This is a genomic window from Paraburkholderia hospita (assembly GCF_002902965.1).
GTDB lineage: Bacteria > Pseudomonadota > Gammaproteobacteria > Burkholderiales > Burkholderiaceae > Paraburkholderia > Paraburkholderia hospita.
In genome coordinates this window covers 2010950-2026043 of sequence record NZ_CP026107.1, presented here as the reverse complement: position 1 = coordinate 2026043, position 15094 = coordinate 2010950, and the positions used below count along the sequence as shown (strand labels likewise).

The 15094-nt window shown below is 61.3% G+C and carries 17 protein-coding genes; 6 read left to right on the top strand and 11 right to left on the bottom strand.

Annotated features, from left to right (window positions below; genetic code table 11):
- Nucleotides 1-62 precede the first annotated feature (62 nt).
- Nucleotides 63-635 (bottom strand): TetR/AcrR family transcriptional regulator, encoded by a 573-nt coding sequence (locus C2L64_RS42475; RefSeq protein WP_009770169.1) that lies wholly within the window; start codon nt 633-635, stop codon nt 63-65.
- Nucleotides 636-721: 86 nt separating this feature from the next.
- Entirely contained in the window at nt 722-1363 is a 642-nt protein-coding gene (locus C2L64_RS42470) for an HD domain-containing protein (protein ID WP_009770170.1), read from the bottom strand.
- Between the two features lie 120 nt (nt 1364-1483).
- On the opposite strand from C2L64_RS42470, the gene C2L64_RS42465 reads away from it, so the two are divergent.
- The gene (locus tag C2L64_RS42465) at nt 1484-2503 is read left to right on the top strand and encodes a GlxA family transcriptional regulator (protein WP_009770171.1); all 1020 of its coding nucleotides are present in this window, start codon (nt 1484-1486) and stop codon (nt 2501-2503) included.
- 48 nt (nt 2504-2551) lie between these two features.
- Here the strand turns inward: C2L64_RS42465 and C2L64_RS42460 are convergent, their stop codons facing one another.
- The gene (locus tag C2L64_RS42460) at nt 2552-2845 is read right to left on the bottom strand and encodes a hypothetical protein (RefSeq protein ID WP_007736881.1); all 294 of its coding nucleotides are present in this window, start codon (nt 2843-2845) and stop codon (nt 2552-2554) included.
- A 476-nt stretch (nt 2846-3321) separates the two neighbouring features.
- A complete protein-coding gene (locus C2L64_RS42455; RefSeq protein ID WP_009770172.1) occupies nt 3322-3978 on the bottom strand; it encodes a glycoside hydrolase family 19 protein in 657 nt (218 codons plus the stop codon).
- A 372-nt stretch (nt 3979-4350) separates the two neighbouring features.
- Between C2L64_RS42455 and C2L64_RS42450 the strand changes: the two genes are divergently transcribed.
- On the top strand, nt 4351-4731 hold the full coding sequence (locus tag C2L64_RS42450; protein ID WP_009770173.1) for a hypothetical protein: 381 nt from the start codon (nt 4351-4353) through the stop codon (nt 4729-4731).
- A gap of 180 nt (nt 4732-4911) precedes the next feature.
- Nucleotides 4912-6273, top strand: a complete 1362-nt coding sequence (locus tag C2L64_RS42445; RefSeq protein WP_039902123.1) for a hypothetical protein — start codon at nt 4912-4914, stop codon at nt 6271-6273.
- Nucleotides 6274-6323: 50 nt separating this feature from the next.
- Here C2L64_RS42445 and C2L64_RS42440 read toward each other — a convergent pair whose 3' ends face one another.
- From C2L64_RS42440 to C2L64_RS42425, 4 genes are all read right to left on the bottom strand, one after another.
- On the bottom strand, nt 6324-7370 hold the full coding sequence (locus C2L64_RS42440) for a porin (protein ID WP_009770175.1): 1047 nt from the start codon (nt 7368-7370) through the stop codon (nt 6324-6326).
- A gap of 185 nt (nt 7371-7555) precedes the next feature.
- Entirely contained in the window at nt 7556-8911 is a 1356-nt protein-coding gene (dctA, locus tag C2L64_RS42435; protein ID WP_009770176.1) for a C4-dicarboxylate transporter DctA, read from the bottom strand.
- 67 nt (nt 8912-8978) lie between these two features.
- Nucleotides 8979-9893: a substrate-binding domain-containing protein gene (locus C2L64_RS42430; protein WP_009770177.1), complete on the bottom strand. Its 915-nt coding sequence runs from the start codon at nt 9891-9893 to the stop codon at nt 8979-8981.
- Nucleotides 9894-9924: 31 nt separating this feature from the next.
- A complete protein-coding gene (locus C2L64_RS42425; protein WP_009770178.1) occupies nt 9925-10776 on the bottom strand; it encodes an amidohydrolase family protein in 852 nt (283 codons plus the stop codon).
- A gap of 142 nt (nt 10777-10918) precedes the next feature.
- Between C2L64_RS42425 and C2L64_RS42420 the strand changes: the two genes are divergently transcribed.
- Together C2L64_RS42420 and C2L64_RS42415 are read left to right on the top strand one after the other, a co-directional pair.
- Complete coding sequence (locus C2L64_RS42420; RefSeq protein WP_039902126.1) at nt 10919-12187, top strand: LysR family transcriptional regulator; 1269 nt, start codon at nt 10919-10921, stop codon at nt 12185-12187.
- 152 nt (nt 12188-12339) lie between these two features.
- Nucleotides 12340-12708 carry a hypothetical protein gene (locus tag C2L64_RS42415; protein WP_236674292.1) on the top strand — a complete coding sequence of 123 codons (369 nt, stop codon included), beginning with the start codon at nt 12340-12342 and terminating at the stop codon, nt 12706-12708.
- A 27-nt stretch (nt 12709-12735) separates the two neighbouring features.
- Here C2L64_RS42415 and C2L64_RS53670 read toward each other — a convergent pair whose 3' ends face one another.
- Nucleotides 12736-12939 (bottom strand): hypothetical protein, encoded by a 204-nt coding sequence (locus C2L64_RS53670; RefSeq protein ID WP_131542691.1) that lies wholly within the window; start codon nt 12937-12939, stop codon nt 12736-12738.
- A gap of 19 nt (nt 12940-12958) precedes the next feature.
- Nucleotides 12959-13618, bottom strand: coding sequence for a peroxiredoxin-like family protein (locus C2L64_RS42410; RefSeq protein ID WP_009770181.1), 660 nt, complete (start codon nt 13616-13618; stop codon nt 12959-12961).
- Nucleotides 13619-13724: 106 nt separating this feature from the next.
- Here C2L64_RS42410 and C2L64_RS42405 point away from each other — a divergent pair, with 106 nt between their 5' ends.
- Nucleotides 13725-14645 (top strand): LysR family transcriptional regulator, encoded by a 921-nt coding sequence (locus C2L64_RS42405; protein ID WP_079490014.1) that lies wholly within the window; start codon nt 13725-13727, stop codon nt 14643-14645.
- A 15-nt stretch (nt 14646-14660) separates the two neighbouring features.
- Here C2L64_RS42405 and C2L64_RS42400 read toward each other — a convergent pair whose 3' ends face one another.
- Complete coding sequence (locus tag C2L64_RS42400) at nt 14661-15071, bottom strand: RidA family protein (RefSeq protein WP_009770183.1); 411 nt, start codon at nt 15069-15071, stop codon at nt 14661-14663.
- Nucleotides 15072-15094 lie beyond the last annotated feature (23 nt).

Here is a 15094-nt window from a genome sequence, read left to right as displayed (position 1 = left end):
TAAGTGCATATGCACATTTTTACACGTGCGCTTACGATTCCATTCCAACGACTAGGTATCGCTTACATTGCTTCGAGGTGTTGCCTGACGTCCTGCAGGATCGCTGCTGCAGCGTCGGGGTCGTCTGTGATTCGGGCCATCGTGATGGCGCCGATCATCGCCGACAGTGCGAAGACGGCCTCTGATCTTGCCGCTTCACGCCGCCGCCGTCCGCTTCGTTTTGCCAATACGTCGACGAGTTCAGCAAATCCGCGCGACGCGACCGCGCGAGTCTGTTCGTCCGCACGCGCCAGTTCGCTGCCCATCGCGGCGAGAGGACAACCGTCCGCCGGCGCGTCCCGATGCGACGACGACACATACGCGTCAACGATGGCCTTGAACCCTTTTTTGTCTTCGCATCCGTTCGCCGCTGCTTCGAGTCTTCCGATGATCGCCGTCAGTCCCGATTCGCATGCTTCCGCGACCAGTTGATCTTTGGAATCGAAATGCCGGTAAAAGCCGCCATGCGAAAGTCCCGCCTCGGACATCAGATCGGCAAGTCCGGTTGCCTGAATGCCGTTGGTCCTGAATTCCCGGCTGGCGACTTCGACGATCCGCCGACGTGTGTCAGCCGTTTCCTCTCTGGACTTCCTCATGGTTTGCCGCGCTCCGTGATTCGATGTTTTGGATGATAGTCATCATCTAAATGAGAGTCAACGGATCTTTGCTGCAACACTGCGTTTCAGCTTTCGAACGGCGCGTGATCGATCAGGTCGCACACGTTCGCGCAGTCGAAACCATGTACGTGCCGATGTCCGATATCGACCAGACCGGTGCCCAGCGCCGTGTGGGGCTTCTTCCTGACAACTTCCGCCAGCGCTTCGGCAAAGGCCGCCTTGAATCCGGCGCGTGGATAGAGCGCCAGCACATCGTCGACGAGCGACGGCGTGATTTCGTCCAGCCGCAGTCCAAAGACGTCCACATGAGCGCCCATGTAGACCAGGGTGATTTCCGGTTGCTTGCGCTCGGCGATGCCGGCGCTCGAATGCAGCGCGATCGCGTCCCACACGAGTTCCGCCTTTTGTTCTGCGTAGCCGTTCGCCTTCAGGAACAGGTTCGCGGCATCGGCGCCGTCGACCTCGAAGCGCTGATCGGCGGCGAATGCCTCTGTGAGGCCCAGATCGTGAAGCAGGGAAGCAAGGTAGACGACTTCACGGTCGTATTTCAAACCGCGCTTTCTGCCGAGGAATTCGGCGAACCACCACGTTCGGTGCACGTGATTCATGAGCGCGTCTGAATGAACGCGTTCGACGAGCGAGCTTGCCTGACGGGTGAAGTCGGAATCGGGAGCGCTGATTCCTCCGATGGTAACGATTGTGCTCATGTGGCCTCCGCGAGTATCGAGATTGACCATCGAGTGTATAAACACGTCACGTGTCACATATGACTGTTTTTGGATGATTTGTGCCAAAATGAAAATGACGTTTTTTCACAGGAGCTGTCGATGAGGAAAGCATCCGGTCCGATATCGGGTACGACGCGAAAGCGCGTTGTGATTCTCGGTTTGCCGCCCGTAGACGCGCTCGACGTAATCGGTCCTGCAGAAGTGTTCGCATCCGCAAATCAGCTGCACGCTGGCGCACCGGCTCCCTATTCACTCGAACTGGTTTGCGCGGGTTCCGACGTCCATCTGGAAAGCGAAACAGGTATCGGACTCAAGGGCCACCGAACGCTCGACACAGAGCGTCGTGCAAACAGGCCAATCGACACATTGATCGTGACGACCGGCTTCAATTCGATCGATCGCTTCGACAAGGCAGCCATAGACTGGATCCGGAAGCGTTCGAACACAGCGCGTCGCGTGTGCTCGATTTGCGTCGGCGCGTTTGCGCTGGCGGAAGCGGGGCTGCTGGACGGCCGCAGGGCAACGACGCATTGGCGGATGACGCAGCACCTTGCCGAGCGATATCCCGGCGTGCAGGTCGACCCTGTTCCGATCTGGGTGAAAGATGGCAACTTGTATACGTCGGCTGGGGTATCGGCGGGAATCGATCTTGCACTTGCGCTTGTCGGTGAAGATCTGGGTAATGACGTTGCTTTGGAGATTGCGAAGAACCTGGTCCTGTTTCTGCGACGTCCCGGCGGACAGGCGCAGTTTAGCGTCGCCCTTCAATCGCAGCGCGTGTCGGGCTCAAGCATCGACGATCTGTGCCTCTGGATCAGCGAGCATTTGCATACTGACCTGACGACCGACATGCTGGCGGACAGGGCGTCGACGAGCGTGAGAACCCTGATTCGCATGTTTCAGCGTGAATTGAAGACGACGCCCGCGAAATATGTCGAAGATGTACGGCTCGAAGCCGTTCGGCGGGCGCTCGAACTCGGCGAGCGGTCGATGGAAGAGATAGCGCGCCGGTGCGGCTATGGCAGCGGCGACGTGCTGAGAAAAGCTTTCACGCGGCGAATGGGCGTGAGTCCAAGAGAATACGCACGACGCTTCGCGCCGGATAGCGAACTGCCCTGAAGATGTGTCGCCGTCGTATCACCGACGGCGACACATGCAGCGTTACTTTTACTGAATCAGCAAACGAAGCGGCGCAAGCGGCCCCACTGGCAGCAGATCGAAGCTCATGAGACCTTCGGCGGTGAGCGGCAACGCGTCCACTGCCGCCTTTGCGTGCTCGACCGATTCCACGTTCATGAGAAAGATGACGCCGGGCGTCGCCGGATCGTCACGGAACCAGAACTGCTCGATGGTGCCATCGAGGTAGAGCTTGAGCGTGTCGGGGACTTCCTTCGGCATGATGCGCTGCCGCTGTTCCGGCGTGAACGCCTGACGAATCGAACCAATGGCGAAAACTTTCATGAAGACTTCTCCGGTGACTGTTCATGTTGAGGTACAACGGAGATGAGTCTAGTGATGGAGTTGTCCTGGTGGTACTGTCGCAAACGACAACTTTAGAGTCGTTTACGCCACGTGTGGCAGGTTACGGATTTCCGCTGCCGGACGCTCACGCAACCTCCGTTCTGACCGTCCCCGGATTTAGCACTATCACCACGCCTCCCCACATGCACATGCATTGCGACACACGCCGCGCGAACCAGATCTCGATCTCGCGTTGATGGCGCGCCGCTACACGCTCACGGGCGGCAATATCCGCAACATCGCGCTGGCCGCCGGCGAGGGCGACGCATGAGTCATCGGATATCCGTGACGCAGCGCGAATATCAAAAGATGGGCAAGCTCGTCGGCGACGGCGAGTTCACTCATGCCTGCACGTCAGCATGATCATGAAGCTCGCCGCCGTGTTCAAGGAATCACGCGACGGCCGTGCCGCCCGCTCAGGCAGCAGGTGCTGCGTGGAGCGCGTTGCTCGCGAGCTGGAATGCTGCCTGACGGTCCGTCTCGCCCGCGTGCGCCGGATTGATCTGCGCCGTGATCGCGTTGAACTTGTTCGCGTCGGCGAGTTCGTTGCAGCCGTGCGATTGCCAGTACCACGCGGACACCAGCGCGGCGGTGGCGGGGTCGTTGCGCACGAGGTCCGGATTGCTGACGATATCGACGCCGATCGCCTGACCCGCGCGGGCGAAGTTGTCCTTGAACGTCAACTGGATCAGGCCCGAGCCGCGATACTTCCAGCCGTCGCCCGTCGAGGCTGGGCCGTTGCCGAAGCGGCCGCCGTAGACGAGGTTGGCGATCTGCTGCTGGCGCTGGGGCGGCACGCGCGTCTCGCCAGGCTGACGCCCGAGGCTCGCGCATTGCGAGGACGTCAGCGAGCGGAATGTCGACTGCAGGCCTGCTACCGAGTAATTGAAGTTTTCCGACACGGGTGGAGGCGGAAAGCGGCCGCTTTCAAACGCGACTTGTGCCAGAAAGGCGGCCTGGCGCACGGGTGTGTTGATCTGGAAGCGGTCCATCGCGGCTTGCACTGCGTTGAGCCACAGGGCGGCACTCGCCTGGGTGCTGCCCGTCGCAGCCATGAACGTGATTGGGTCCATGTGGTACTCCATATCGTGAGACATCGAATCAGGGTTACGCCGCACGCATGGCGCGAATGCGAACGGATGCGACAGGGCCGATGGAGTGATGAGGCTGTTTTAATTAAGAGGCCGATGAAGAGCAGGATCGGGCGGGACGTCGGTGCGATACATGGATTGCATCTCTGACCATTCCGCGCGCGAGGCGGGTCTTGTCTAGGGTTTTAGCAGGTATTTTCCAGCGCGCCAGCGGGGCAGGGCATCGAATGTGGTCTTCGACACATTCACTCGCATCTGACCGTAAGCGAGGCATCGCTCATTGCCTGAGCATGTGCCAGGATGAAATGTTGCATCGCTGAGTAACGAGCAAACCGTTGCACAGAGGAGTTCGAAATGAGCGAACGCGAAACGCCGATGATGATCGCGGACCTGCCTCGCGATACCCGCAAGAATGTCGATGCGCTGCCTGGTAAGGTGGCCTACCTCTTCCCCGACGGAACGCGCATCTGGCGGCGAGACGGGAGAATCCACCACACGTCACCGCTGCGCAAGGGAGCGAGCCGAGCGAAGACCGAGGCGGAAATGTGGCTGGCATGCGAGATGAAAAGGCTCGGACTGAAGGGCATGGAGCGCGCGCATTCGCTGGGACGGCCAAATCCGCCCATTGACCACGGCTGGAAATCCAGGACCAACGACCCCGAACTCGCCGCCTGCTTCGGCCGGTTCGATGTCGGGCAGCGAGTGCGCGATCGGGCCTTCTTGGCCCGCAAATAGGCAAAGAAGTCCTGGGCGGCGTTGTGACCGGCGCCGTGCTTCGCGTGATCGCCGACACGACGGACGTTCGTGGTCGAATGGCGCGAGTTGCCTCGGTGGCTATCCTGTCGCCAGATTTCGGTACGTGCCACCCGACCATTTTCTCGACGGGTTGTGTTTCAAGGGAAGGAGAGCCACACCATGTCCACCACCTCCACCATCTTGCCGGTATCGGGCACCTCCCGCAAACCCACCCCCCTCACCGAAAGCCACCTCACCGGCCCGCGCCGCGCGATCATGCTGACCGTGGGCCTCATCGCGATCAACCTCGCGGGCGCGGCATTCATCCATTACGTCGTGAAGGCCGAGGACGCGTCGCTGGAACTCGCCGTCACGCTCGCGGCGTTCACGACGATCATGGTCGGCACGCCGCTCATCGTCTTTCTGAGCCTTATCTGGTTCACGCGCTATCGCGAGTTTCAAAACAGCCTGAAAGGCAGCGCACTATCGGCGTATCTGCAACGCTTCTGGTCGCAGCGGCTCATCTACGCGCTGGAGGACGCCGGCGCGCTACCGTGCTCGCCGCCTGCGCCGCGTCCTGCGGCGGGACATTGGCAGCGCGCGGCTGACGAGAGGCTCGACATCTGCGAGCGCCTGTTCGCGCGTGTCTATCATGAGCAATACGGCCTCGTGCCGTTCGTGCCCGCCGTGTTCATCCTGCTCGCCGTCGTCTACGCGGCGGCGGGGCTCGTCGGCACGAGCTTTTTCGATGTGAGGCCATGCGCGACGAGCGAATCTTCCGGCTGCATCTATGGCATCAGCCAACGCGTGCTGATGGCGTCGTTTGCGGGCTCGTTCATGTTCGTCGTGAGCGATTCCGTGCTTTCCATCCGCCGCAAGTCACTCAACGTTGCCGACGTCTACTGGTACGCGCTGCGCCTCTTTCTCGCTATTCCGCTCGCGCTCGTCATCAACAATGCGACGCAGTCGGACGGCGCACGCGCGGCAATGGCCTTCGCGCTCGGCACCTTTCCCGTCGATGCGCTGCTCAAACTGATCCGCCGCTTCGGCTTTCCGCAACTCACCGAAGCGGACAAGACGGAGAACGCGCCCGACAGGCTGATCACGCTCGAAGGCGTGACTTTGCCGATCGTCGCGACCTTCGAGGCCGAAGGCATCAACTCCGTCGAGCAGGTGGCGGCCGTCGACCCCGTGCTGCTGTCGATCCGCACGGGCATGCCGTTTCGCTACATGCTGCGCCTCGGCTCGCAGGCGATCGTGCGGCGCCATTTCGGCGATGCGGCGGCGAAACTGGTTCCCGTCGGGCTTGCGGACGTCGTGCCTGTCTATCTGCTGGTGAAGGCGCTGGATTCGACGGCATCGAAAGATCTGCCGTGCATCGCGCATCCCGACATCGTGCTGAAGGATGCCGCGCAACGGCTCTTTCCGGATATCGCCGACGACCAGCGCATGGCCGTGATCGACATGAAGTTCCGCCAGATTGCCGCGGAGGAATATACGCTGATGCTCGCCCGCATTACACCACTCGACCCGTCGCTCTGATTGCGTGCTCCTGCGTGAAGTGCGCTGCGGCGTGCGTGCGCCCGCCTGTTCTAGAACAGATGGTCGATACCGACTGTGACGGCAGTCTGGCTCGACGCGCCGGCCGGATTCAGCGTGCTCACAACGGCGTGCCGGTAAGACGTATAGTCGCCCTCCGCGTAGAGCGTGGTGCGCTTGGACAGCAGATAACCGAGCGAAAGCACGGACATTCCGCGACGCCCCGATTTGTCCGTCGAGACATTGGTCTGGTAGTACGCGCCGCGAAACACGAGGTACGGCGTCACGGTCCACGCAATGCCGCCAAAGCCGTTGTTGGTGACCATATGCGGCGCGCCCTGGTTCTGCTGGTCCTCGGACATGAAGCCGCCTGAAAAACGTACCGGGCCGAGTTGATAGCTGGCGCCGACCATGTAGTAGCTGTCGCTGACGTAGGTCTTGCCGGCCAGCACATTGCGATGGCCGTACAGGCCGCCAATCCCTATCGGTCCCGTCGTATAGTTGAGGCCGACCGCGCGCGCCGCGCCGCTGCTGAAGTCGCCCGCGACGCCGCCAAATGAATTGGCCGCTTCGACGAGCAGCGGGCCGAACGTGTTCTTGTACTTCACGTCGTTGTTGTTGCGGGTGCCGTCGGAGGCGACGGTCAATGGAATGATTGGCGTGAAATGAAAGCCGTACGGATCGTAAAAGCTGATGATGTCATGGGCGATCGTGTATTGGCGGCCGAGATCGAGCGAGCCATATTGCTTGTGTCCGATGCCGACGAATGACTGCCGGTTGAATATCAAGCCCGTCGTGTTGTCGAACTGGCCGTTACCCAGATTGAAGCCACTTTCGAGCAAGAAGTGCGCGTTCCATCCGCCGCCGAGATCTTCTCTCGCGCGGAAATCGAGCTTGTTGGAGCTGTAGTAGCCGTTCGAATTCATCGTCGTTACCGATCCGCCGCCGGCGGCCGCGTTGGTCTGATGCCGCACGCCGCCATCTACCGTGCCGAAGAGTTGCACGCTCGATTGCGCATGCGCGGACGTGGCCGCGAGAAGCCCAATTGCCGTCGATACGCCCAATCCAAGTCCAATGCGGTTCGTCCACTTTCCTTTCACACCTGTCTCCTGTTTTTTGATGTCTTGTCGACGCTGACGGGCGGCCGAACTTCTCCGCGTCCGTCATGCGATGTCCCGCGATTTCTATACGATTCGTATGACTAACTATTGTGCATGGCTCGCGGGAGTAATTGCTTGTGTTGGCAGGCGGTACCGGATTCTGGCACCACCTACCGCCGGCCAGATCAACTCCCAGCCGAACTGCCGCCAGACTGTTTCAACGCGCCGATCGATGTGTCCATCGGTTTGAAGCCCGTCTTGAGTTCATTGCGCAGGGCAGTGCGGTTGAGCGCCTTCTCCCAGTTCGCGACCACGATCGTTGCGACGCTATTGCCGACGATGTTCGTGAACACGAATGCACTCGACAGCGCTTTGTGAATGCCGAGAATCAGCGCGATCGATTCCACAGGGATGGTGTTCGAAGCGGCCAGCGTAGCGGCAAGCACGGCAATCGCAGCACCGGAAACACCCGCCGCGCCCTTCGACGTCAGCAGCAGCACTGCAAGCAGCACCAGCTGGTCGTGCCACGTCATCGGCGTGTTGGTTGCCTGCGCGAGAAACACGGCGGCAGCGGCGAAATAGAGGCATGTGCCGTCGTGATTGAACGTGTACGCGGTCGGCAAGACGAGGCCCACGACGGATTTTTCGCAACCGAGCCGTTCGAGTTTGTCGATCAGTTGCGGAAATACGGTCTCCGACGAACTCGTGCCGATCACGAGCAACAGTTCGGCGCCGATGTAGCGCATCAGTCGCAACAGGCTGAAACCGTTCACCTTCGCAATCGGCCAGAGAATCAGCACGATGAAAAGCGCGCAGGTCAGATAGAACTCGAGAATCAGCTTGCCGAGCGAGATCAGCGTGCCGAAGCCGAACTTGCTCACCGTGAAGGCGATCGCGCCAAACGCGGCGAGCGGGGCGACCTTCATCGTCAGGCCGATGATCCAGAACAGCGCGCTCGACACCGAATCGATCAGATCCATCGCCGGACGGGCGCGCTCTCCAATCGCTGCGAGACCGAACGCGAACAGCACCGAAAAGAACAGCACCTGCAACACGTCGCCGCCCGCAAACGCGCTGATTGCCGTATGAGGGATCACGTTCAGCAGGAACTCGCTCGTCGTGACGACGTGATGTGCTTTCGCGACATACGCATCGACAGCCGACGAATGGATGCTGCTCATGTCCACATTCATGCCGACGCCAGGCTTCAGCACGTTGATGACGACAAGTCCGATCACGAGTGCGAGCGACGTCACCACCTCGAAGTAGAACAGCGCCTTGATAGCGACGCGGCCTACTTTCTTGAAGTCCTTTACACCGGCAATGCCGCTGCATACGGTGCAGAAGATGATGGGCCCGATCAGCATCTGGATGACGCGGATAAACGCGTCGCCGACGGGCTGCAGGTTGATGCCGAGCTTCGGAAACCAGTAGCCGACGGCAACGCCGAGCGCCATGCCGGCGAGGACCTGGAAAGACAGATCGCGATAGAACGGCTGGCGTCCCCGGGGTTTGGATGCGGCCTTGCCGGGCAAGCTCATGATGTCTCCTTCTGAAACGGCGGCGAATCTGGATTCGCTTGGACTGGTTGGAGCGGTGTCTGTCGAACTAGCGGGCGGCGTCGCCGAGCACGTCGAGGCAGTCTGCAAAAATTTCGTCGACGCTCATCTTGCGCGGCAACAGTTGCTGGCTCTCGCAGAACGAAAGCGTCTCTTCGAGCGGACCGCGCAGCGCATCGATGCCGAACAGCAGCGGATCGGGCTTGCTCGCGTCCCGTACAGTCGCCACCGACTGTTTGCCTCGCAGCAACAGGTCGTAGACGGCCCGTACTGCGTCGGGATGCCGATCGACCAGTTCCTTCCTGACCACGACGACATGATTGATCGGCACATATCGATGCAACCCGTACCACGCGCGATCGGCGGCGGCCGCGTCGGCGATCAGCGGCGCAAGCGCGGGTTCGTCCGGTAGATCGTTGCCGAGGATCGCGGCATCGAGTTCGCCGGCGCGCAGCATCGGCAAGAGTTGCTGGCCCGGTTGCGCGCGGCGCACGAAGGACGGCTCGCGGTATTCGTCCAGATGTGCGCCTTCAAACGTCACCCAATCGATCTTGTCGATGGGCACTCCATAGGTTTGTGCGAGGATGGCCCGCACCCACATGCCCGTGGTCTGCGAATAAGCGCGTACGCCGATTCGCTTGCCTGCCAGATCGTCGACATTCAGTTGTCCGCGTTGCGCATTATAAATAATGCACTTTTGCTGGAAGCGCGCCGCGACCACGGCGGGCAGCAGCACGACGGGCTTGTTGTACGCCTTCGCCTGCAGATAGGTGACGATTGCCAGTTCGCTGACGTCGAATGCCTGTTGGCGCGCCATCGGCGCGAACACGCGATGGATGGGTTCGATGTCCTCGAACACCAGTTCGACGGCGGGATCGGTCAGTTCGCCGGATTTCAGCGCGCGCGTATGCGGATAGGTCTTCAGCGCGGTCTTCAGGCGCAGCGGTGTCGTTACGATGCTCACGTGTTTCTCTCCGTGTCGGCGGGTGCGGCGCTCAGCGGGCGAGCACGGGATAGAGCGCGCGTGCCGTATCGCCGAAAATCGCGTTGCGCGCGTCGGCGGGTAGCGTCGACAGACTGTCGCGCGCATCGGCGAGCAATTGCGGCAGCGTGCCTTCGGCGGCGGGGAAGTTGGAGCCCCATGCGATGCGTTGAGCGCCGAATGCTTCGAGCACGCGCGGGAAGAACTCGGCGGGCGTCGATGCGCCGCGCGAAGCCTCGGCAATCGTGCGATTGGTCAGCTTCAGATACACGCCTCGATGCGACGCAAGGCTGAAGAGCGGTGCGGCCGCTTCGTAGGGCGGGCCGCCTGCCAGTTCCGGGCGCGCGAGGTGGTCGAGCAGCACACGGATGTCAGGGAAGCGCGACAGCATGTTCAGCAACGCGGGAATGCCTTGCGCCGTCATCTGCAGACAGATCGAAACGTCGTGCTTCTGCGCATAGTCCCAGACGGGAAACGAACGCTCGTCGTCCAGCCAGCCCGCCTGGCCCGGCATCGTGCTGCCGGTCGTGAACAGACGCAGGCCACTCAGACCCGCGTCGAGCCAGCGCTGCATCTGCGTGACGGCGTCGGCGGCCAGCACGTCGATCGAGAACACGCCTGCGAAGCGGTCAGGGTGGCTGCGCACCGCCTCGACCACATAACTATTGTCGTTGCCGTATACCGTCGATGCCTGCACGACGACCGCGCGGCCGATGCCGGCTTCATCCATGGCGGCGAGCAAGCCTTCAAAGCTGACGGGCCGCTTCGCCGACCATTCCGATTGATGGCCGCCGACGGGCGCGAGCGGATATCGCACTTTATCCGGGGAAATTGCGTGGGTGTGTGTGTCGACGACGACAGACATGAACTGACTCCTGGCTGAAAACATCATGATCGGACTGACGTAACTGTAAGCGCAGGCGAAGCGAATCCCGCAATATGAACTGCACCCTCCGACATAAATTTTGGTTAAGCTAGGGGTTTTCCACAGCGCATCCTGATGGCATATGTCGACTGTTGAAGGGCTGGAGAGGGACGATGATCTGGCGCGTTTGCGGCGCCTGTTTCTATTCGATGCCGTCTGCGAAACAGGCGGTATCGGCCTTGCGGCGGCGCGCGCGGGACGCACTCAACCGGCCGTCAGTCTTGCCATCGGCAAGCTCGAATCGAGCTTTGGCGGCGCGCTATTCGAGCGCGGTTACGGCGGCAGCGAACTGACGGCAGAGGGCGTGATCCTGCACCGGCGCGTGCGGCGCATGCTCGACCAGATGGAGCGCGCCGTCGCCGATCTGACGGGCGATGCGGACGTGCGTACCGCCCACGTCGGCACGATTTGCCGTCATTTGACGGATTCGCAGGTGCGCTGTCATATCGCCATTGCGCATTGCGGATCGGCAGCCGAGGCCGCGCAACAACTGGGCATCTCGCAACCAGCCGTGCATCGCGCGGCGCGCCAGATCGAGCAGACGGTCGGCGCGACGCTTTACCGGCGCCGCGTGCATAGCGTGTCGGCGAACGCGGCGGGTATCGAGTTCGCGCGCTGCCTGAGTCTCGCGATGTACGAAATCGCGCAGGCTCGCGAAGATCTCGCGCATGCGCGCGGACAGCTGACGGGCAAGATCTCGCTCGGCGTGCTGCCGATGCTCGCACCGCGTCTTGTCGCGCGTGCGATTGAGCGGCTGCGTCGTCAGTACCCCGATGCCAAGGTGACGGTCGACGAGGGCTCGCATTCGCAGCTGTTGCGAGAGCTGCGCTTTGGCAATATCGATGTGATCATCGGTGCGCTGCGCGAGCCGCGTCTGACGGGATCGATTCAGGAGAACGAGTTGTTTGCGGACCCGTATGTGGTGGCCGTCAGAAAGGGGCATGGGCTCGCGGGCAAAGCGAGGATCGCCGCGCGCGACCTCGCTTCGTTCGACTGGGTGGTGCCGCAACGCAACCTGCCGCGGCGCGCGGCAATCGACTCGATGCTTGCGCGCCTGCCCGGCAAACCGCCGCTCGTGGTCGAGACCAGTTCCCTCGCGATGATGATGGCGATGCTCGTGGAAAGCGATTGCATCACGTTGCTCTCGCGCTCGCAGATCCGCGAGGCGTATCCGGGCAGCGAGATGGTTGCGCTGGAACTCGAGACGCCGGAGGCCAGCCGGGTGGTCGGCTACACGCTCAGAACGGATTGGCTCGGAACGCCGATGCAGCAGGCGTTTATCGAGCAGCTGGTTCAGGAATGCAGGGCCACGCAGCACGGTCAGCACAATCGGGACGAGTACAACGCTTGACCGTGAATCCAGGCGATACGCCATGCCCCTGTAATTCCCGCCTAAGTTTTGGCGCCCAGACTGCGTGCCATGTGTGATCCTTGAAACTTACCGCCTACTTCCAGAGGACGATGATGAAGCACCGATTGGTCACGGGTTTGATAGCAATCAGCATGAGTGCTCTGATTGCCGGGTGTGCATCGCCCGTCGAACGCGCTAACGAGAAAAACGACCTGCTGTCGGCGGCGGGCTTCCATATCGTCCCCGTGACGACCGACGCGCAGCGCTTGCAACTGCAGACCTTGCCGCCCAATCGCGTGGTGCAGAAGGTCAAGGACGGCAAGCCTATCTTTCTCTACGCGGACCCATACTCGTGCGGCTGCCTGTATGTCGGCGACGAAACAGCGTGGGATAACTACAAGCGCGAACAGCTCCAGCAAAAGTTCATCGATCAGGAGCGGATGAACGCGGAGATGAATGAGAATGCGGCGTGGAACTGGAGCATGTGGGGCCCGGGCCCGGGTCCGGGTTGGTGGTATTGACCGGTCGGCTGCGTCGACGCCAGCGATTCATTCGATCGCCCGTGTCGACGCAGCCGATGTAGCGCCTGGACCTGCGTCGGCGGTGGCGATCTTGCCGCCCGGTTCCGGCATGCATAGCTGGAAGAAAAGCAGCGCAAACCCGGCGACGCCCGACAGCACGATGAAGCTCGCGGCAAATCCAGAACGCCCAGATTGACCGCAACCGTGGACGCAGCCAGGCGTCTCGCGCAAGCGAGGCCCGCCCGAGACATCAAGCAGCCGTTTTCAGATTCTTCAAAGCCGCTACCAGCTCGCTCGGGTCGGGGCGCTTCGTGTAATCCGGGCTCACTTCGGCATAAGCGATCGTGCCATCTTGCGCGATCACGTATCGAGCGGGCATCGGCAGCGTCCAGCTCGGCTCGCCGTTGATGACAGGCAGATCGACATTGAAGCCTTTGTAAGTGTCGATCAGCTCGTCTTGCAGCCGGAAGCGGATTCCGAACCCATCAGCTGTCTTGCCGCCTTCATCGACGAGGATCGGATAGCTGAGTTTGTTTTGGCGTTGCGATTTCACGCTGTTCGTCGCGGTTTGCATCGAGATCGAAACCAGGCTCGCACCCAGCGCGCGAATCTCGTCCGCGACTTCTTCGATGGCCTGCAGGTCGATGTTGCAATACGGGCACCAGACGCCCCGGTAAAACGTCACGACCAGCGGCCCGTGCTCCAGCATCTCTGCCGACGAGACGACTTCGCCCTCGGCATTGGTCAGCGTGAAAGTCGGTGCGATGTCGCCGACTTTCAGCGAGCGCTCCGCCTGACCCGTTGCGATCAGCTCGGCCGTGGTCCTGTGAAAGACGTCGACGACTGCGGGCGGCGCGACCTTGGTCTCGAAGTTCGACTTGAAGGCATCCAGTTTCTGTTGCAGGTTCATTTCTGACTCCAGTGTTGGCTCGCCGGTGGTGGCGTGAATTCATCATGATTCATTTGCCATGAGCCGGGTAGAATGCCTGGATGACTATCAATTATTTGCCACGTGGATGAATGACAAGTTGTCCGTGTTGCGGCTGTTCACACGCGTTGCGCGTACGTCGAGCTTCACCCGGGCGGGGCGGGAACTCGGCATCAGCCAGCCGTCCGTGTCGAGACAGATCTCCGAGCTCGAAGCGGACGTCGGTACGGCGTTGTTCGTCAGGAGCACCCGCGCGGTCAAGCTGACGGAAGCGGGCGTCGATTACCTGACGCGCGTTGAAGCGATCCTCGACGCGCTCGAAGAAGCGGATCACGCCGCGCGCGGATCGACGGAACTGCGCGGACGTCTACGCGTGGCGCTGTCGACGAGCTTTGGCATACGCGAGGTGATTCCGCGTATCGACCGCTTTATGGAGATGCACCCGGCGCTCTACATCGATTTGCTGATGTCGGATGATCGTCAGGATCTGATTACAGAAGGAGTCGATGTCGCAATCCGATTCGGCGCGCTGCCGGATTCGAGCGCGACGTCGAGACTGCTTGGGCGTTCGCCCCGGCTGCTGGTTGCCGCGCCTATCTATCTGGCGCGGAATGGCCGTCCGGTTGAACCAGCCGAACTGAGCCAGCATGCGTTCGTCACGGGCCCGTCGAGTGCCGCGTCATTGGGGTGGACGCTGCGCAAGGACGGGCGTGAAGCGGTTTTTCGAGGGGACGGGCGCATCACATCGACCGTGAACGAAGCGGCCACGGCGGCCGCTGTCGCCGGTTTGGGCATTCTGGTTATCGGTCTGTGGGGATGCCGCAGCGAGATCGCGGATGGCCGGCTCGTGTCGATACTCGAAGACTGGCAACTCGAACCTGTTGAAATCCACGCGGTATTTCCGACGGGCCGCGCCGCGCGTCCCGCGGCGCGGGCGTTGATCAGCTTTCTGGTGGAAGAGCTTGCGCCGATTTCGGTGGATGTCGATGCGAGGACGCGGGGGCGATAGCGACGTTCTAGAAGCTTACGGACGATGGAATCTGGTGCGCGGTATTTCCGCAACGGCAGTGATTTCGATCACCAGATCCGGATGGTAAAGCCGTTCGATCTGGACGGTTGTCGTGACGGGATAGGGCGCTGAGAAAAACTCCGCGCGGATGTTGCCGGTCGTCATGAACGCTTCGATATCCGTTGCGTAGTGGACCAGCGAAATCACGTCGGTCGTGAATCCACCCATCGCGCCGAGAACATCACGGATGTTCTCGAGAACCTTGCGCACCTGCGCGCGCATATCGCCAGGACCTACCACGCGTCCATCGACGTCCAGCGAAACCTGGCCTTTCAGATGCACGATCTGACCATCGCCCTGAACGACGGCCATCGAGAATGCACCGAACGGTGACCAGACACCGGGAGGGTTCACTGCATCGACCATGGGGTAGCCTCGTGTTGTCGGAA